Source organism: Roseivivax sp. CAU 1761, assembly GCF_054482755.1.
This window is the reverse complement of sequence record NZ_JBTLRM010000034.1, coordinates 18,614-36,585: the sequence shown is the minus strand read 5'-3', so window position 1 is coordinate 36,585 and position 17,972 is coordinate 18,614. Positions and strand designations below refer to the sequence as shown.

The following is a 17,972-nucleotide window of genomic DNA, read 5'->3' as shown; positions in this document are numbered from 1 at the left end:
CTCCCCTCCCCCCCCCCCCCCCCCCCCCCCCGGCGCGCGCGCCGGCTCAGAGGTTGAAGGTCTCCGCCGCCCAATAGGCCGGGTGCAGCAGCCAGCGCCGCCGCGGCCCCAGCGGGAACCGCCCCGGCGGCGCCGCCAGCGCCGCCGGCACCGGTGTGTCGGGCGCCGCGCCGCGCAGCAGCGCCGCCAGGATGCGCCCGGTATGGCTGCCCATGGCGACGCCGTTGCCGTGATAGCCGAGCCCGGCCCAGACCCCCGGCATGTCGGGCACCCGTCCGGCATAGGGCGTGAGATTGGCCATCAGGCAGACCAGCCCGGACCAGTGATGGGTGATCTCGACGTCGCGCCAAGCCGGGAACAGGGCGTGGAAGTCGCGGCGGATCTTGGCATCGATCGCCGCTTCGGCGGCGGGCGTCGCCTGCAGCCCGCCGCGCATGCCGAACAGGAAGCGGTCATCGGGCAGGCGGCGGAAATAATGCAGCAGCTTGCGGCTGTCGAAGGCCATCTGCCGGCTGGTCCAGCCCTGCGCCTCGGCCTCGGCTTCGGTGATCGGGCGGGTGACGATGATGTTGGACTGCACCGGCAGGGTGCGCGCGGCGAGCCAGTCCGGCACGTCCTCCGAGGAATAGCCGTTGGTGGCGACGATCACCCGGGCGGCCCGGACCGCGCCCGACGGGGTGACGAGCCGCCAGCCGCCGGGGGCCGAGCGCAGCGCCTCGACCGGGCTGCGGGCATGGAGCCGCACGCCGGCCGCCGCGGCGGCGCGGGCCAGGCCGTGATGGTACTTGCGCGGGTTCAGCGCGAAGCCCCGGGGCGTCGTCACCGCGCCGTGAAAGCCGCCGCCGAGCCCCGCCGCGCGCAGGTCGGCGGCCTCCACCAGTTCCGGCTCGACGCCGTAGGCCGCGCGGATCTGCGGCAGCGCGGCGCGCATCCGCGCCATGGCGCGGGGCGTGTGGGCCAGCCGGGTCTCGCCGCGGCTGTGGGTGTCGGCGTCGATGCCCAGCCGCTCGATCAGCCCGGCCACGGTGTCGATGGCCGCGGCCTCGCAGGCCCGCCACGCCGCCAGCCCGTCGGAGCCGAAGCGCCGCGTCAGCATGGCGTCGGTGGCCTTGGCGCCGCCGAGGCAGCAGAAGCCTCCGTTGCGCCCCGAGGCGCCGAAGGCCGGCGTCTCGGCCTCGAGCACCACCACCTCGAGCCCGGCCTCGGCCAGGTGCAGCGCCGCCGAGAGGCCGGTGAAGCCGCCGCCGATGATGGCGACCTCGGCCGTGGCATCGCCGTCCAGCGCCGGCCAGTCCGGCGCGGTCACCGTCTCGGCCCAGAAGCAGGCCTCGGGCGGGCGGTAGGCGGCGGGCTCGTAGAGCCGCTTCACGCCGGGGCCCGCTCGGCGGCGCGGGCCTCGCGGGCCTCGCGCACGGCGCGCCGCTTGGTGGCCAGCGAGGCCGAGATCACCCCCAGCGTGACCAGCGCGATCAGGATGGTCGAGAGCGCGTTGATCTCCGGGCTGACGCCCAGCCGCACGGCGGAGAAGATCTTGATCGGCAGCGTGGTCGCCGCGGGCCCGGTGGTGAAGCTCGCGATCACCAGGTCGTCGAGCGACAGGGTGAAGGCCAGCAGCCAGCCCGAGATCACCGCCGGCGCGATGATCGGCAGGGTGACCAGCCGGAAGGCCTGGAACGGCGTGGCGCCGAGATCGAGCGCCGCCTCCTCGAGCGCCGTGTCGAAGGTGGCGAGCCGCGACGAGACCACCACCGAGACGTAGCACATGGAGAAGGTCGTGTGCGCCAGCACCACGGTGAAGATGCCGCGGTCGAGCCCGATGCCGATGAACAGCAGCAGCAGCGACAGGCCGGTGATCACCTCGGGCATCACCAGCGGCGCGTAGATCATGCCGGAGAACAGGGTGCGGCCGCGGAAGCGTCCGGCGCGGATCAGCACCGCCGCCGCCATGGTGCCGAGCACCGTGGCCAGCGTCGAGGACAGCACCGCCACCCGGAGCGTCACCCAGGCCGCGTCGAGGAATTCCTCGTTGCGCAACAGCTCGCCGTACCAGCGGGTCGAGAAGCCGGCCCAGACGGTGACCAGCTTCGAGGCGTTGAAGCTGTAGATCACCAGCAGGACCATCGGCAGATAGAGAAAGGCGAAGCCGAGGGTCAGCGAGGTCACGTTGAACCATGAGAAGCGTCTCATGCGCGGGCCTTTCCGGGGCGGGCGCGACGGCCGGAGGCGGGACGGCGGCGCGCGCTCATCCCTCGGCCTCGCGCTGCTTCTGCTCGTTGCGCTGGAACAGCACGATCGGCACGATCAGGATCAGCAGCAGCACGATGGCCACCGCCGACGCGACCGGCCAGTCGCGGTTCGAGAAGAATTCCTCCCACAGCACCTTGCCGATCATCAGCGTGTTCGAGCCGCCGAGCAGCGAGGGGATGACGAACTCGCCGATCGCCGGGATGAAGACCAGGAAGCAGCCGGCGATCACCCCTCCGCGCGACAGCGGGAAGGTCACCAGCCAGAACGCCGAGAGCCGCGAGCAGCCCAGATCCTCCGCCGCCTCGAGCAGCGAATCGTCGAGCCGTTCGAGCGCCGCGTAGATCGGCAGGATCATGAAGGGCAGGTAGGTGTAGACGATGCCGATATAGACCGCGGTGTTGGTCGACAGGATCTGCAAGGGCGCGTCGATCAGCCCGATCCAGAGCAGGAACTGGTTCAGCAGGCCTTCATTGGCGAGGATGCCCATCCACGAATAGACCCGGATCAGGAACGAGGTCCAGAACGGCAGGATCACCAGCATCAGCAGCGTCGGCCGCCATTCCGGGGCGGCGCGCGCCATGGCGTAGGCGATGGGATAGCCGACGGCGAGGGTGATCGCGGTGGAGACCAGGGCGATGCCCAGCGAGGACAGGTAGGCCTTCCAGTAGAGGTCGTCCTGGGTCAGGAAGACGTAATTCTCGAAGTCGAGCCCGGCGAAGAAGGCCTTCACCCCCTCCCAGCCCGCCGCCAGGTCGAGGGTCGGCGTATAGGGCGGGATCGCCAGCGCGATGTCCGACAGCGAGATTTTTAGGACGATCAGGAACGGCACCAGGAACAGCGCCAGGAGCCACAGGAACGGAACCGCGATCAGGGTCAGGCGGCGCATATCAATCCTCCAGCAGCACGCCGGCCGTGTCGGTGAAGGACAGCCAGACCCGGTCCTCCCAGGTGATGCCGCGCCGGGCCAGCCGCCGGGTATTGGCGGTCTGGGCCTTGATCAGCTGCCCGTTGCCGAGCCGCACGTGGTAGGTCGAGATGTTGCCGAGATAGGCGATGTCCTCGACCGCGCCCTCCAGCCGGTTCGGCCGCGTCTCGTCGGGCTCGAGCCCGATATGGACCTTCTCGGGGCGGATCGCGAAATGGCAGGCCTGCCCCGGCGCGAAGCGCCGCGTGGTGGTGCCGCGGATCGGCGGCTGGTCCTCGGCCCAGTCGATCTCGACCTTGTCGCCGTCCTGCCGGGCGCGGCCCGCGATCAGGTTCACGTCGCCGATGAAGTCGGCGACGTAGACCGAGTTCGGCGCCTCGTAGATCTCGGGCGGGGTGGCGACCTGGATCAGCTTGCCCTCGTCCATCACCGCGACGCGGGAGGCCACGGTCATCGCCTCCTCCTGGTCGTGGGTGACGATGACGAAGGTGGTGCCGGTCTTCTCCTGGATGTCCATCAGCTCGAACTGGGTGTCTTGGCGCAGCTTCTTGTCGAGCGCGCCCAGCGGCTCGTCGAGCAGCAAGAGCTTCGGCGCCTTGGCGAGGCTGCGCGCCAGTGCCACGCGCTGGCGCTGGCCGCCCGAGATCTGGTGCGGCTTGCGGCGGGCGAAGCGCTCCAGCCGGGTCAGCTTCAGCATCTGCTCGACCCGGGGCGCGATCTCGTCCTTCGACTTGCCCTCGCGCTTCAGCCCGAAGGCGATGTTGTCCCAGACCGAAAGATGCGGGAACAGCGCGTAGGACTGGAACATCATGTTCACCGCGCGGCGGTTCGGCGGGATCGGTGCGATGTCCTCGCCCGAAAGCAGGATGGTGCCGGCGCTCGGGGTCTCGAACCCCGCCAGCATCCGCATCAGCGTGGTCTTGCCGCAGCCGGAGGGGCCGAGCAGCGCGAAGAATTCCCGGGCGTAGATGTCGAGCGTCAGGTCGTCGATCGCGGTGAAGTCGCCGAACCGCTTGGTGACGTTGCGGAACTGGATCAGCGGCGAGGCGTCGGGGTCGTCCCAGGGGGCAAAGACCGGCTGGTTCATGAATTCTCCGGGCAGCACGCGGGCAGAGGAACGGCCCGCGCCCAGGGCGCGGGCCGTGCGGCCGGGGTCAGACGCCGGACTTGATCTCGGTCCAGAGCCGCGTGACCGTGCGCTGCACGCGCGGCGGGTAGGGGGTGGTGGTGAAGAGGTTCTCGAGCGCCTCCTCGGACGGGTAGATCGCCGGGTCGCCGATGACGTCCTCGTTGAGATGCTCCTGGGACGCCTTGTTGCCGTTGGCGTAGTAGACGTAGTTCGACGCCTTCGCCATGTTCTCGGGCGCCATGATGAAGTTCAGGAAGGTGTGCGCGGCCTCCGGGTTCGGGGCGTCGGCCGGGATGGCCATCTGGTCGAACCACATCTGGGCGCCCTCGCTGGGGGCGTTGTACTCGATGGTGACGCCGTTATCGGCCTCGGCGGCGCGGTCGCGGGCCTGCAGGATGTCGCCCGACCAGCCCACCGCGACGCAGATGTCGCCGTTGGCCAGCGCGTTGATGTATTCCGAGGAGTGGAACTTCTGGATATGGGGGCGGATCGGCTCGAAGACCTCCATGGCGCGCTGGATCACGTCGGGGTCGTGGCTGTCCGGATCCTCGCCGAGATAGTTCAGCGCCGCCGGGATCATCTCGGCCGGGGCGTCGAGGAAATGCACGCCGCACTGGCTCAGCTTCTCCATGTTCTCGGGCTTGAAGACCAGATCCCAGCTGTCGATCGGGGCATCCTCGCCGAGCGCCTCGCGGACCTTGTCGACGTTCACCCCGATGCCGGTGGTGCCCCACATGTAGTTGATCGAATATTCGTTGCCCGGGTCGTACTTGGCGGTGCGCTCCGAGATCACGTCCCACATGTTGTCGAGGTTGGGCAGCTGCTCCTTGTCGAGCTTCTGGAACGCCCCGGCCTGGATCTGGCGCTGCAGGAAGGTGCCGGTGGGCACCACCACGTCGTAGCCCGAGGAGCCGGCCAGCATCTTGGTCTCCAACACCTCGTTGCTGTCGAAGACGTCGTAGACCAGGTCGATCCCGGTCTCTTCCTCGAACTGGCTCAGCAGATCCTCGTCGATGTAGTCGGACCAGTTGTAGACGCGGACTTCCTGGGCGCCGGCGGCGGTGCCGCCGATCAGCGCGCCGAGGGCGGCGAGGGTCGCAAGCTTGGTGGTCATGTCGGGCTCCCGTTGGACGCGAGGCGGTCTCCGCCCCTTGAGGCAAATTTTGATCAAACTTTGCCCCGTCAGGCAATAGTCGGATGTTTCCATGCGCTCCCGCGCCGTGCAAGATACTGTCGTGCGGGGCGTTTCGGGCGCCCCGGGAGACGGCTGCGGCAGGCGGGGTCATGCGGGTGATCAAGATTCAGGCAGGCGGCGATGGCAGCGCCCCGGGGGCCGGCCTGCCGGTGCACGAACAGGTCTACCGGACCCTCCGGGCGATGATTCTCTACGGCGAGATGGCGCCCGGCCAGGCGGTGACCATCCAGGGCCTGACCGACCGGCTGGAGGCCGGCATGACCCCGGTGCGCGAGGCGCTGCGGCGGCTGACCGCCGAGGGCGCGCTGGAATTCCGCGGCAACCGCCGGATCATCGTGCCGGTGTTCGACCGCGCCGCGGTGGCCGAGCTCACGGTGGCGCGCCGGGCCCTCGAGCCGGAGTTGGCGGCGCGCGCCGCCGAACGCGCACTGGCCGCCGATCTCGGCCGTCTCGCCGCCACCGATGCCCGGCTCGACCGCGCCATCGCCGGCGGCAACGTGGCCGGCTACCTGCGCGAGAACCACCGCTTCCATGCCGAGCTCAACGCGCTGGCCGAGGCGCCGATCCTGACCGGGCTGGTGGAGGGGCTGTGGCTGCGCTTCGGGCCGTCGCTGCGGGTGGTCTGCGGCATGTTCGGCACCCGCAACCTGCCGGACCGGCACAAGGATCTGCTGGCGGCGCTGGGCGCCGGCGATGCCGCCGCGGCGGCCCGCGCCATGGATGCCGACGTGGTGCAGGGCATGGAGCAGATCTCCGCCGGGCTGGGGTGACGGCAGGGGTGATTCGATTGACGCCCCGATAATTTGATCATATTCTGCGCGGAAACTCCGACCGACCCCGAAGCCGTCCCCGACCCGGCCGGTTCCCCGGCCCGTCTCCCGAGCGCAAGGATGCCCGCGATGAGCGTGATCTCGAACCCGCTGCCCACCGCCGAATTGCAGGCCCTCGATGCCCGCCACCACATGCACCCCTTCACCCACGGCGCCGAGCTGGCCGCCAAGGGCGCGCGCATCATCACCCGCGCCGAGGGCTGCTGGCTCACCGACAGCGAGGGCCACCGCATCCTCGACGGCATGGCCGGGCTGTGGTGCGTCAATATCGGCTACGGCCGTCAGGAGCTGGTCGACGCGGCGGCCCGGCAGATGGCCGAGCTGCCGTTCTACAACACCTTCTTCCAGACCAGCCACGTGCCTGCGATCCGGCTGGCGGAGCGGCTGGCGCAGCTGGCGCCGGGCGATCTCAACCACGTCTTCTTCGCCGGCTCGGGCTCGGAGGCCAACGACACCAATATCCGCCTGGTGCGGACCTACTGGGAGATGAAGGGGCAGCCGCAGCGCCGCGCCATCATCTCGCGCTGGAACGGCTATCACGGCTCGTCGATGGGCTCGGGCTCGCTAGGCGGGATGAAGGGCATGCACGCCCAGGGCGGCCTGCCGATCCCCGACATCCACCACATCGACCAGCCGAACTGGTGGGCCGAGGGCGGCGACATGGACCCCGAGGAGTTCGGCCGCGCCCGGGCCCGGCAGCTGCGCGACAAGATCGAGGAGCTCGGCCCCGAGACCGTCGCCGCCTTCATCGGCGAGCCGGTGCAGGGCGCCGGCGGGGTCATCGTGCCGCCCGACAGCTACTGGCCGGAGATCCAGGCGATCTGCGACGAATACGGCATCCTGCTGATCGCCGACGAGGTGATCTGCGGCTTCGGGCGCACCGGCAACTGGTTCGGCTCCGAGACCATGGGCATCCGCCCCGACATCATGACGGTGGCCAAGGGGCTGAGCTCGGGCTACCAGCCGATCGGCGCCTCGATCGTCTCCGAGGAGGTGGCGCAGGTCATCGGCGCGGGCGAGTTCAACCACGGCTACACCTATTCCGGCCACCCGGTGGCCGCCGCGGTGGCGCTGGAGAACCTGCGCATCCTCGACGAGGAGGGCATCGTGACCCGGGTCCGCGAGGACACCGCGCCCTATCTCAAGGCGCGCTTCGAGAGCCTGACCGACCATCCGCTGGTCGGCGAGGCGCGGATCAAGGGCATGATGGGGTCGCTGGCCCTGACCCCCGACAAGGCGCGCCGCGCGCCGTTCGCCGCCGAGGCCGGCACGGTGGGCTACATCGCACGCGAACGCTGCTTCGCCAATCACCTGGTGATGCGCCATGTCGGCGACCGGATGATCATCTCGCCGCCGCTGGTGATCTCGCACGCGGAGATCGACGAGCTGATCGCCCGTGCCCGCCGCGCCCTCGACGAGACCCTGGAGGAGGTCGAGCGCCGCGGCCTGATGCGCGCCGCCGAACCCGCCTGAGCGCCGCGCGCCCCCACCTTCTTCTGAGCAGAAATATCCCGGGGTGAATGCCGCCCCCCGAGGGGGCGGCAGAGGGGCAGCGCCCCTCCCTTGGACTCACCCCACGCCCGGACGCCGGGCGACCCTCACCAGCGCGTCAGCGCCGCCTCGTCCTCGTCGCGCGCCGCCACCCAGCTCGCGCCGTCGCGGCCGCGCTCCTTCTTCCAGAACGGCGCGCGGGATTTCAGGTAATCCATCAGGAATTCCGCCGCCGCGAAGGCGTCGCGGCGATGCGGCGCGGCGGTCGCGACCATCATGATGCGCTCGCCCGGGGCGAGGCGGCCATGGCGGTGGATCACCAGCACGTCGCCCAGCGACCAGCGCGCCCGCGCCTCCTCGGCGATCGCGGTCAGCGCCTTTTCGGTCATGCCGGGGTAATGCTCGATCTCCATCGCCTCGAGCCCGCCGCCGCCGCGCACCACGCCGGCAAAGGTGACCACGGCGCCCATATCGGCGCGGTCGCGGGCGAAGCGGTCGCATTCCGCGCCGAAATCGAAGGCCGCCTCCTGCACCAGCACCCGCATGGTCAGCCCCCGGTCATCGGCGGGAAGAAGGCCACCTCGCGCACCCCGGCGAGCGGGGCGTCGAAATCCGCCAGCTCCTGGTCCAGCGCCACCCGGAGCGCGCCGCGATCGGCGAAGGCCGCGGCGTAGCGCTCCTCGCGCGCCACCAGCTCGTCGACCAGATCCGACACCGTCGAAGCGCCGCTCTCGACGCGTTCGCGGGGCAGCCCGATGCGTTCGCGCACCCAGGCGAAATACAGCACGTCCATCAGCGATCCTCCCTCAGATGCGGCAGCGCCTTGCGCAGGTAATCGGCCCCGGTCACCAGGGTCAGCAGCGCCGCGATCCAGAGCAGCACGATGCCGGCATTGCCGGTCCAGACCATGCCGGCATATTTCCAGCGCAGGCCCTGCAGGTCCTCCTCGCCGCCCGACAGGATGTCCGAGACCATGGCCTCGTCCATGCCCCAGATCGAGATGCCGAGATAATGCTCGAAGATGCCCTGCGCGAACAGCACCGCGATGGCGATCATCTGCGCCGTGGTCTTCCACTTGGCGAGCTTGGTGACCTTCAGAAGCCCCGCCGTGTCGCCGAGATATTCCCGCAGCCCGGAGACGAAGACCTCGCGGAAGAGGATCACCGTGGCCGGCAGGACCAGCCAGGGCGACATCGAGGAATAGCCGACGATGACCATCAGGGCGATCACCACCATCGCCTTGTCGGCGATCGGGTCGAGCATCGCGCCGAGCTTCGATTCCTGCGCCCAGGAGCGGGCGAGGTAGCCGTCGAACCAGTCGGTCACCGCGGCGCCGACGAAGAGCAGCAGCGCGAACCAGTCGGCATAGGGGCGGGTGAAGTAGAGGAACATCACCGCCAGCCCGGGCGCGGCGAGCAGGCGCAGGACGGTCAGGATATTGGGCAGGGTCCATGTCATGGCGTCCTACCTAGCCCGGATGCGCGGGGTGCAAAAGACGCCATTCGCAGGCCCGGCTTCGGCGCCGCGTCACGATCCGGCGCGCCGCGCCAGGCGCTCCAGAAACGCCGCCCGGGCCGCCGGCAGCGGCCGGCCGCCCTGGGCTTGGGCCAGGTGGTGGCCGAGGAAGTGGCCGGTCACCGCGAGCCCGGCCAGAACCTCGGCATCGCCCCCCGCGCCGCGGCCCACCAGCGCCGGCGGCAGCGGCAGCAGGCGGTCGGCCCAGTCGCCGGCCCCGGCGCGGCTCACCGCGCGCCCGGTGCGCGGCGAGACATAGGCCAGGTCCTCGCTAGTGCCGGTCACCGCGCAGGTCTCGAGATCGAGCCCGAAGCCGGTCTCCTCGAGCAGTAGGCGCTCCCAGCGCAGATAGGCCAGCGGCCAGAGATCGGGCTCGCCCAGCAGGTCGAGCAGCGCCGTCGAGGCGCGGTGCAGGCGCGGATAGGGGCTGCGCTCGGGCAGGGCGAAGGTCAGCAGCGTCACCACCGCGTTGAGCCCGGCCAAGGCCAGCGGGTCGTGCAGCGCCAGCGCCACACGCGAGCGCCGCGGCTCGGCGCGGAAGGTGCCGATCTGGTCCTCGAGCCGGGCCCGCCAGGTCAGGTCGAGCTCGGCCCCCGGCTGCAGCACCGGCGCCATGCGCCGCGAGGTGGCGCCGGGCAGCACCCCGGCATGGCGGCCGCGGCTCTCGGTGAAGACGTCGAGGATGGCCGAGGTCTCGCCGTGGCGGCGCAGCGACAGCAGCACTCCGTCCTCGCGCCATTCCATCGCCTCAGCCCCCGCGCGCGTCTCGGGCGCCGGGGCACCGCGGCTGGGCGCGGCGGCGCATCAGGCCAGCCCCGGCTCGTCGAGGAGGTGGCGCCCGGCGCGGTCCTCCACCTCGATGACCCAGAGATCGGGATCGCCGCGGCGCTCGCGCGCGATGCCGGCATCGACCTCGGCCTCGGCGCCCTCGCGCAGCACCTCCCAGCGCCGGCTGTCGGTCATCAGGTCGAAGCGCCGGGTGAAGAGCCGCGCCTGCCCGTCCAGCGTCGCCAGCTTGACCAGCACGGCGCCGGCCGTGTCGTCGCCATGCGCCACCACGTAGCAGGGGATCTGCGCCAGATCGAGCCGCCGCCGATAGGCCGCGACCCAGAGCGACGTGGCGAGCCGCGGCTCAGCCATCGCCGTCGCGGAAATCGAGCCCCATCTCGGAATAGCGCTCCGCCTCCTCGAGCCAGTTCTCGCGCACCTTGACCTGCAGGAACAGGTGCACGCGGCGGCCGAGAAACTCCTCGATCTCGGCCCGCGCGGCCTGGCCCACGGCCTTCACCGTCTCGCCCTTGCGGCCCAGCACGATGCCCTTGTGGCCGTCGCGTGCGACGTAGATCACCTGGTCGATGCGGGCCGAGCCGTCCTTCTTCTCCTCCCAGGCCTCGGTCTCCACGGTGAGCTGGTAGGGCAGTTCCTGGTGCAGCCTGAGCGTCAGCTTCTCGCGCGTCATCTCGGCGGCGATCATCCGCATCGGCAGGTCGGCGATCTGGTCCTCGGGGTAGAGCCAGGGTCCCTGCGGCACGCTGTCGGCGAGCCAGCGGCGCAGGTCGTCGACGCCGTAGCCGCGCTCGGCCGAGATCATGAAGGTGCGTTCGAACGGGTAGGCGGCGTTCAGCTTCTCCGACAGGCCCAGCAGCACCTCGGCCTTGACCCGGTCGATCTTGTTGATGGCCAGCGCCACGGTGCGGCCCTGGCCGATCTCGGCCAGCCGCGCGAGGATGGTCTCGACGCCTTCGGTGAGGCCGCGATGGGCCTCGATCAGCAGCACCACCACGTCGGCATCGGCGGCGCCGCCCCAGGCCGCCGCGACCATCGCCCGGTCGAGCCGCCGGCGCGGCCGGAACAGGCCCGGCGTGTCGACGAAAACCAGCTGCGCCGCGCCCTCCATGGCGACGCCGCGGATCCGCGAGCGGGTGGTCTGCACCTTGTGGGTGACGATCGACACCTTGGCGCCGACCATGCGGTTCAGCAGCGTCGACTTGCCGGCATTGGGCTCCCCGATCAGCGCCACGAAACCGGCGCGCTGGTCCGCCTCGGCGACCGGGGCAGGGGCCTCCGCGGCGCCGGGGGCCGGGGCCTCCGGGGTCTCGCTGGTCTTGTCGGAATCGTCCGGGGTCTGGTCCGGGGTCTCGGTCATGGGCGCGTCACCTGCGGGGCGGGGTTGGTGAAGCCTTGTCCCTTACCGCGGAATGCGGCGCGGGGCCAGTGGCGTCCTTGCGGCCGCTGCGCCACAGCGTGTAGACGCCGCTGGCCACGACCAGCGCCGCGCCGGCCAGGGTCAGCGCGTCGGGGCGCTCGCCGAACACCAGGTAGGCGATGGCCAGCGCTGCGATCAGCCGCGAATAGCGGAACGGCGCCACCACCGCGACCTCGCCGGTGCGCATCGCCCGGGTCAGCGCGGCGTAGCTCGCCACCCCGGTCAGGGCGCAGGCGGCGAGCAGCGCCGCGGCGCGGCCGTCGGGCGCCGCCGGCGCCGCCTCGAACATCGTGATCAGGGCGCCGGCGGTCAGCACCACGGCAAAGCCCAGCACGCCGAGCTGCGCCGCCGAGACCTCGGGCGGGCTGGCCCGGGTCATCAGGTCGCGCCCGGCAAAGCCCACCATGCCGGCCACCGCCAGGAGCGCCGAGGCCTCGAACCCGTCCGGGGTCGGGCGCAGGATCATCAGCACCCCGCCGAAACCCACCAGCATCGCGGTCCAGCGCCGCGGGCCCACCGCCTCGCCGAGCACCAGCGCGGCGCCCAGCGTCACGACCAGCGGCGCCGCCTGCAGGATCGCCGATGTGGTGGAGAGCGGCGTGTAGGCCAGCGCCAGCGCGAAGAACAGCCGGCCCATGATCTCGAAGCCGGTGCGCAACAGGAGCCGCGGCCGGAGATAGGCGCGCGACCAGACCGGGCTGCCGCCGGCCCGCGCCAGCCCGGCATAGAGCGCGAGGCCGAGGCCGCCGAAGACCATCGTGCCGATGCCCGGCGAGACGCTGGCGGTGGCGGCCTTGAACAGCGCGTCCTCGACGGCGAAGCCCATCATCGCGGCGACCATGAACAGGCTGCCGGCGAGGTTCGGGCTCAAGCCTCGTCCGCCCCGCCGGATTCCTGCGCCGCGAAGCGGTCGAGCAGAGCGCGCGCGGCGGATTGCTCGGCCTGCCGCTTCGAGGGCGCCCGGGCGCGCGCCGTGGCGCCGTCCTCGAGCCGCGCCTCGATGGTGAAGACCGGCGCATGGTCGGGACCCTCGCGGTCGATCTGGACGTAGGAGGGGGGCTTTTGGCCGCGCCCCTGCGCCCATTCCTGGAGCGCCGTCTTGGGATCGCGGGCATCGGCCTCGACGCCGTCGATGCGGCTGCCCCAGAGCCGCAGGATCAGCGCCCGCGCAGCCTCGAGCCCGGCATCGACATAGACCGCGGCGATCACCGCCTCCATGGCGTCGCCGAGAAGCGCGAGCTTGCGCCGTCCGCCCGACAGCCGCTCCGAGCGGCCGAGCTTCAGCGCCTCGCCGAGCCCCGCGGCGCGCGCCACCTCGGCGCAGGTCTCCTTGCGCACCAGGGCGTTGAAGCGCGGCGCGAGCTGGCCCTCGGCGGCGGCCGGGTCGCGCTCCAGCAGCGCCTCGGCCATGACGAGGCCGAGCACCCGGTCGCCAAGGAATTCCAGCCGCTGGTTGTCCTCGCGCGCCGGGCCCGCCATCGAGGAATGGGTCAGCGCGCGGCTCAGCAGCGCCACGTCGGCGAAGCGGTGGCCGAGGCGGTCCTCGAGCTCGGACAGGGCGGCGGAGCGTTTCACTCGATCTTCTCGAAGAAGCGGTCGCCGCGCCAGGTCCAGAAATACAGCATCGAGGAGCCGGCGGAGGAGAACACCACCCGGTCGGCGCGGCCGACCAGGTTCTCGAAGGCGACGAAGCCGACGCCGCCGGCGACCTGCGGCACGCGGCTGTCGGAGGAATTGTCGCGGTTGTCGCCCATGAAGAAGAAATGACCCTCGGGCACGGTGTAGACCGGGGTGTTGTCCGAGCCCTGGCTGGCGATGTTGAGGATCGAGTGGCTGACGCCGTTCGGCAGGGTCTCGATGAAGCGCGACTTGGAGCAGGTGCCGCCCTCGCCCACGGGGCCGTTCTCGCAGCGCGGCCGGAGGCGCTGCGGGCCCTGCGGCGCCGCGACCTCCTGGAAGCTGCCGGCGGGCTCGATCTGGGCCGGCTCGTCGTTGATGTGCAGCAGCCCGTCGCGGACCTGGATGCGGTCGCCGGGCAGGCCGATCACCCGCTTGATGAAGTCGCGGCCGGTCACCGGGTGGCGGAACACCACGACGTCGCCGCGCTCCACGTCGTCGATCTCGCCGAAGAGCCGCGTGTTGTCGCCGTCGAAGATGCCGCAGACGTCATGCGCGTCGATGTCGATGCCGAAGGCCGGCAGGTAGACCGAGGGGCAGGAGGCGTAGGAATAGCCGTAGGCCATCTTGTTGACGAACAGGAAGTCGCCGATCAGCAGCGTGTCCTTCATCGAGCCCGAGGGGATCCAGAAGGGCTGGAAGAACAGGGTGCGGAAGATGCCGGCGATGAGCAGGGCGTAGACGATCGTCTTGACGGTCTCGAGGATGCCGCCGCCCGATTTCTGCTTCTCGGATGCCATTCGCCTGCCTTCGCCACGCGGTAAAATCCCGCGCGTTCTGCGGTCCGGGTGGGGCGAAGTCAAGGCGAGCGCGGCGGCTGTCCCGGCGGCGACGCTGCGGCCCGGCGCGGCCCGGATTGCGGGCGGAGGGGGTGCGGCGCGGGCCGGCGGCGCCGGGCCGGGCCGCGGGCCTTGATGCCGGACGCGGCGCGTGGCAGGCCCGCGGGGCCCGGGCGCGCGACGTGCCCGAACCCCGAGCCAGGAGGACCCGGCCCCGTGTCCGATCCGATCAGCCCCGAGGAGGTCACAGCCCTCTTCACCCGCGCCGATGGCAGCTATCTCTGCGCCCGTTGGGGGCGCCCGATCGCGCCGGTCGTGTTCGGCGTCGCGGATACCAGCATCGCGCCGATCAAGGGCGCCTTCGAGGCGGTCTGCCAGCTTGCCGGCCATCCCATGGCCGAGACCGATCCGGAGCTTGGCGTCACCCTGCCGATCTTCTTCGTGCGCGACTGGCAGGAGCTTCTGGGGGTGCCCGATCTCGACCGCATGATCGAGGGGCTGGAGCCGCTGGTCGAGCGCTTGACGGCGCAGGGCGCGAACCAGTACCGGGTGTTCCGCTTCGAGCCCTCGGGCGCCATCCGCGCCTGCTTCGTGCTGCTGCGGCTCGACGCGGCTCTGGCGGCGCTGCCGGCCGAGGAGCTGGCGCTGGGGCAGGCGGTGCAGACCATCCTGCTGTGGTCCGACCGGGCCTTCGCCGCGCGCTCGCCGCTGGGCCGGCTGGCCGACGGGCGGGTGGTGCTGCGCCCCGAGATCGCCCAGGTGATCCGCGCCGCCTACGACCCAGCCCTGCCGGAGGCGGCCAGCGATCCCGCCCATGCGCTGCGCCTGCAGGCTCGCATCGCCGCCGCCCCGCCGCCGGGCTGACGCCGGGCTGACGCGGCTTGCGGGCCGGGTCCGGCTTGCGTAAGCCGGGACCGCGAGCGATCCCCGGAGGCCCCCGATGAGTCACGAATTCCCCGTCCGCGTCTATTACGAGGACACGGACATGGCGGGCATCGTCTACTACGCCAATTATCTGAAATTCATCGAGCGCGCGCGCACCGAATGGGTCCGCGCCCAGGGCATCGACCAGGGCGTGATGCGCGACCGCGACGGCGTGGTCTTTGCGGTGCGCCGGATCGAGGCCGATTACCTGGCGCCGGCGAAGTTCGACGACGAGCTGGTGGTGCGCACCGAGATCCGCGCCGTCACCGGCGCCAGGCTGATCGTCGGCCAGGTGGTCTGGCGCGGCGACACGCAGCTGTTCCGGGCCGAGGTCACGGTGGTCTGCGTGACGCTCTCGGGCCACCCGGCGCGGCTGCCGGCGGCGCTGCGCCAGCAGCTGCACTGAGCGCCACGGCGGCCGCCGGGCATCGGCAACCCTCCGCCGGTGACGGCAATGTGTTGGCGGGGCACTCGCATATCGGCTAGTGTCGCGTGTAAAGGCGGCCCGAAAGAGGCCGGAACAGACGAGCAGGCTCATGGAAACCGAATCGCTGGCCCTCGCGCAGGGGGTGGACTTCTCCATGTGGGCGCTGTTTGCGCGCGCCACGCTGACCGTGAAACTGGTGATGCTGGCGCTGATCGTGGCGTCGTTCTGGTCCTGGTCGATCATCATCAAGAAGATCGTGCAGTACCGCGCCGCGCAGCGGGAGGCCGGCCATTTCGACCGCGCCTTCTGGTCCGGCGATCCGCTCGACGAGCTGTTCGACGAGATCGGCCCCGAACCCGGCGGCCGCTCCGAACGGGTCTTCGCCGCGGGCATGTCGGAATGGCGCCGCAGCCATCGCGACGACGGCGGGCTGATCGCCGGCGCGCAGGCCCGCATCGACCGCTCGATGGACGTGGCGATCCAGAAGGAGGCCGAGCGCCTGCAGGGCGGCCTGCCGGTGCTCGCCACGGTGGGCTCGACGGCGCCCTTCGTAGGGCTCTTCGGCACCGTCTGGGGCATCATGAACGCCTTCATCGAGATCGCCGAGCAGCAGAACACCAACCTCGCCGTGGTGGCGCCGGGCATCGCCGAGGCGCTGCTGGCCACCGGGCTCGGCCTCCTGGCGGCGATCCCGGCGGTGATCTTCTACAACAAGCTCTCGGCCGATGCCGACCGCCTGATCGGCGGCTACGAGGCCTTCGCCGACGAGTTCTCCACCATCCTGTCGCGCCAGCTGGACAGCTGAGATGGGGGCCGGCGTCATCAAGAAGGGCGGCGGCGGCGGACGCCGCGGGCGGCGCCGCGGCGGCCGCGCCCAGCCGATGGCCGAGATCAACGTCACGCCCTTCGTGGACGTGATGCTGGTGCTGCTGATCATCTTCATGGTGGCGGCGCCGCTGCTGACCGTCGGCGTGCCGGTGGAACTGCCCAAGACCGCTGCCACGGCGCTGCCCTCGGACAACGAGGAGCCGCTGACGGTGACGGTGGAGACCGACGGCACGGTGACCATCCAGACCACCGAGGTGCCGCGCGAGGAGCTGGTCGGCCGGCTGCGCGCCATCGCCGCGGAGCGCGCCGACGACCGGGTCTACCTGCGCGCCGACGGCGCGGTGAACTACGAGACCGTGGCCCAGGTGATGGGCGCGCTCAATGCCGGCGGCTTCGCCTCGATCGGGCTGGTCACCGATATCGGCGGCCCGGCGCTCGACTCGGCGGCGAATTGAGGGGACGCCCATGCATGTGGGGCACGTCATCTCGGGCACGGGCCATGCGGCCCTGATCCTCTGGGTCCTGTTCGGCGACGTCTTCCGCCCGAACCCGGACCCGATGCAGGTGACCGAGGTGCAGGTCCTGTCCGAGGCCGAGTTCGCGGCCCTGACCGAGCGCACCGCGCCGCCCGAGGCCGAGGTCGAGTCGCCGGCGCCGCCCGCCGAGACCCCGGCCGACCAGCCGGCGCCGCCGCCGCCCGCCCCCGAACCCGAACCCGCGCCCGAACCCGAACCCGAGCCCGAAGCCCCCGCGCCGGAGGCCCCGGCGCCCGCGCCGCAGCCGGCGCCGCGCCCGGAACCGGCGCCCGAGCCGGCGCCCGAGGCGCTGCCCGAGCCGCCGCCGCAGACGCCCGCCACCGACGTTCAGGACGCGCCCCCGGCGACCATCGTGTCGCCGGCCGATCCCGAGCCGCAGCCCGACACGCCGGAGCTGGCCGACCGCCCGCAGCCGCGCCCGGCGCCGCGCGTCGCGCCCGACCCGGTGACGCTGCCGGAGCCGACCCGCGAGACCGCCCCCGAGCCGCAGCAATCGGCCGAGCCCGACGCTCTGGCCGAGACGCCGGTCGAGGAGGAGCAGCAGGAGGCCGCGGCGCCCGAGGAGGCGGCGCCCGAGATCGTCACCGAGGCCGAGGAGCCGGCGCGCAGCGCCGCGCCCACCGATTCGATGCGGCCGAAGAGCCGGCCCGCGCGCCCGGCGCCGGCCCGCGAGACCCCGGTCGAGACCGCCGAGGCGGAACCCGAACCCGAGCCGCAGCCGGAGCCGGAGCCCGAGCCCGCGGCGGAACCGGCGGCGGAGCCCGAGCCGGAGCCTGCCGCGGAGCCCGAACCGGCCCGCGAGACCGCGGCCGAGACGCCGCCGGCCGAGGACAGCCCGGTGGCCGGCATCGACGCGGCGCTGGCCGAGGTGCTCGGCGGCGGCACCACCGATCCCGACCCCGACGTGCCGGTCGGCCCGCCGATGACCTCGGGGGAGAAGGACGCGCTGCGGGTGGCGGTGCAGCGCTGCTGGGTCGTGGATGTCGGCAGCCAGGCCGCCAACGTCACCGTGACGGTGGCGATGGACATGCAGCAAACCGGCCAGGTGGTGCCGAGCTCGCTCAGGCTGATCGCCTCTTCGGGGGGCTCGGGCGCCTCGGTGGAGACGGCGTTCCAGGCGGCGCGCCGGGCGATCCTGCGCTGCCAGTCGGACGGCTACGACCTGCCGGCGGAGAAATACGCGCAATGGAAGGAGATCGAGATGACCTTCGATCCTTCCGGCATGCGGGTGCGCTGATGGCGGCGCGGGGGGGGGGGGGGGGA

At 71.7% G+C, this 17,972-nt stretch carries 21 protein-coding genes; 7 read left to right on the top strand and 14 right to left on the bottom strand.

What is annotated here, in order from left to right:
- Positions 1-46: 46 nt before the first annotated feature.
- The 5 genes from ACXYMW_RS16670 to ACXYMW_RS16650 form a co-directional block, all read right to left on the bottom strand.
- Positions 47-1,369, bottom strand: coding sequence for an NAD(P)/FAD-dependent oxidoreductase (locus tag ACXYMW_RS16670; protein WP_459036462.1), 1,323 nt, complete (start codon positions 1,367-1,369; stop codon positions 47-49).
- A complete protein-coding gene (locus tag ACXYMW_RS16665; protein ID WP_459036461.1) occupies positions 1,366-2,187 on the bottom strand; it encodes an ABC transporter permease subunit in 822 nt (273 codons plus the stop codon). Before ACXYMW_RS16665 ends, ACXYMW_RS16670 begins: the two co-directional genes overlap by 4 nt.
- 55 nt (positions 2,188-2,242) lie before the next feature.
- Positions 2,243-3,133 (bottom strand): ABC transporter permease subunit, encoded by an 891-nt coding sequence (locus ACXYMW_RS16660; protein WP_459036460.1) that lies wholly within the window; start codon positions 3,131-3,133, stop codon positions 2,243-2,245.
- Position 3,134: 1 nt separating this feature from the next.
- Entirely contained in the window at positions 3,135-4,259 is a 1,125-nt protein-coding gene (locus tag ACXYMW_RS16655) for an ABC transporter ATP-binding protein (protein WP_459036459.1), read from the bottom strand.
- Between the two features lie 67 nt (positions 4,260-4,326).
- Positions 4,327-5,415: a polyamine ABC transporter substrate-binding protein gene (locus tag ACXYMW_RS16650; protein WP_459036458.1), complete on the bottom strand. Its 1,089-nt coding sequence runs from the start codon at positions 5,413-5,415 to the stop codon at positions 4,327-4,329.
- Between the two features lie 170 nt (positions 5,416-5,585).
- Here ACXYMW_RS16650 and ACXYMW_RS16645 point away from each other — a divergent pair, with 170 nt between their 5' ends.
- Both ACXYMW_RS16645 and ACXYMW_RS16640 read left to right on the top strand, forming a co-directional pair.
- The gene (locus ACXYMW_RS16645; protein ID WP_459036457.1) at positions 5,586-6,266 is read left to right on the top strand and encodes a GntR family transcriptional regulator; all 681 of its coding nucleotides are present in this window, start codon (positions 5,586-5,588) and stop codon (positions 6,264-6,266) included.
- A 129-nt stretch (positions 6,267-6,395) separates the two neighbouring features.
- Entirely contained in the window at positions 6,396-7,799 is a 1,404-nt protein-coding gene (locus ACXYMW_RS16640) for an aspartate aminotransferase family protein (RefSeq protein WP_459036456.1), read from the top strand.
- Positions 7,800-7,924: 125 nt separating this feature from the next.
- Here ACXYMW_RS16640 and ACXYMW_RS16635 read toward each other — a convergent pair whose 3' ends face one another.
- The 9 genes from ACXYMW_RS16635 to lepB all read right to left on the bottom strand — a co-directional run bounded on the left by ACXYMW_RS16635 (position 7,925) and on the right by lepB (position 13,955).
- Positions 7,925-8,362 carry a molybdenum cofactor biosynthesis protein MoaE gene (locus ACXYMW_RS16635; protein WP_459036455.1) on the bottom strand — a complete coding sequence of 146 codons (438 nt, stop codon included), beginning with the start codon at positions 8,360-8,362 and terminating at the stop codon, positions 7,925-7,927.
- Positions 8,363-8,364: 2 nt separating this feature from the next.
- The gene (gene moaD, locus ACXYMW_RS16630) at positions 8,365-8,610 is read right to left on the bottom strand and encodes a molybdopterin converting factor subunit 1 (RefSeq protein ID WP_459036454.1); all 246 of its coding nucleotides are present in this window, start codon (positions 8,608-8,610) and stop codon (positions 8,365-8,367) included.
- Complete coding sequence (gene pgsA / locus ACXYMW_RS16625) at positions 8,610-9,275, bottom strand: CDP-diacylglycerol--glycerol-3-phosphate 3-phosphatidyltransferase (protein ID WP_459036453.1); 666 nt, start codon at positions 9,273-9,275, stop codon at positions 8,610-8,612. Before pgsA ends, moaD begins: the two co-directional genes overlap by 1 nt.
- A 69-nt stretch (positions 9,276-9,344) precedes the next feature.
- The gene (gene recO, locus ACXYMW_RS16620) at positions 9,345-10,076 is read right to left on the bottom strand and encodes a DNA repair protein RecO (RefSeq protein WP_459036452.1); all 732 of its coding nucleotides are present in this window, start codon (positions 10,074-10,076) and stop codon (positions 9,345-9,347) included.
- Between the two features lie 60 nt (positions 10,077-10,136).
- Positions 10,137-10,472, bottom strand: a complete 336-nt coding sequence (locus ACXYMW_RS16615; protein WP_459036451.1) for a DUF1491 family protein — start codon at positions 10,470-10,472, stop codon at positions 10,137-10,139.
- On the bottom strand, positions 10,465-11,478 hold the full coding sequence (gene era / locus ACXYMW_RS16610) for a GTPase Era (RefSeq protein ID WP_459036450.1): 1,014 nt from the start codon (positions 11,476-11,478) through the stop codon (positions 10,465-10,467). Before era ends, ACXYMW_RS16615 begins: the two co-directional genes overlap by 8 nt.
- 7 nt (positions 11,479-11,485) lie before the next feature.
- Entirely contained in the window at positions 11,486-12,409 is a 924-nt protein-coding gene (locus ACXYMW_RS16605) for a DMT family transporter (protein WP_459036449.1), read from the bottom strand.
- Positions 12,406-13,113, bottom strand: a complete 708-nt coding sequence (rnc, locus tag ACXYMW_RS16600; protein WP_459036448.1) for a ribonuclease III — start codon at positions 13,111-13,113, stop codon at positions 12,406-12,408. Before rnc ends, ACXYMW_RS16605 begins: the two co-directional genes overlap by 4 nt.
- Positions 13,110-13,955: a signal peptidase I gene (gene lepB, locus ACXYMW_RS16595; protein WP_459036447.1), complete on the bottom strand. Its 846-nt coding sequence runs from the start codon at positions 13,953-13,955 to the stop codon at positions 13,110-13,112. The genes rnc and lepB overlap by 4 nt, the downstream gene beginning before the upstream one ends.
- A gap of 255 nt (positions 13,956-14,210) precedes the next feature.
- On the opposite strand from lepB, the gene ACXYMW_RS16590 reads away from it, so the two are divergent.
- The 5 genes from ACXYMW_RS16590 (at position 14,211) to ACXYMW_RS16570 (ending at position 17,946) form a co-directional block, all read left to right on the top strand.
- Positions 14,211-14,858: a hypothetical protein gene (locus ACXYMW_RS16590; RefSeq protein WP_459036446.1), complete on the top strand. Its 648-nt coding sequence runs from the start codon at positions 14,211-14,213 to the stop codon at positions 14,856-14,858.
- A gap of 76 nt (positions 14,859-14,934) precedes the next feature.
- Positions 14,935-15,324: a tol-pal system-associated acyl-CoA thioesterase gene (gene ybgC / locus ACXYMW_RS16585; protein ID WP_459036445.1), complete on the top strand. Its 390-nt coding sequence runs from the start codon at positions 14,935-14,937 to the stop codon at positions 15,322-15,324.
- Between the two features lie 130 nt (positions 15,325-15,454).
- Complete coding sequence (tolQ, locus tag ACXYMW_RS16580; protein ID WP_459036444.1) at positions 15,455-16,150, top strand: protein TolQ; 696 nt, start codon at positions 15,455-15,457, stop codon at positions 16,148-16,150.
- Position 16,151: 1 nt separating this feature from the next.
- On the top strand, positions 16,152-16,628 hold the full coding sequence (tolR, locus tag ACXYMW_RS16575; protein WP_459036443.1) for a protein TolR: 477 nt from the start codon (positions 16,152-16,154) through the stop codon (positions 16,626-16,628).
- 10 nt (positions 16,629-16,638) lie between these two features.
- Positions 16,639-17,946, top strand: coding sequence for a cell envelope biogenesis protein TolA (locus ACXYMW_RS16570; protein WP_459036442.1), 1,308 nt, complete (start codon positions 16,639-16,641; stop codon positions 17,944-17,946).
- Positions 17,947-17,972: the final 26 nt, after the last annotated feature.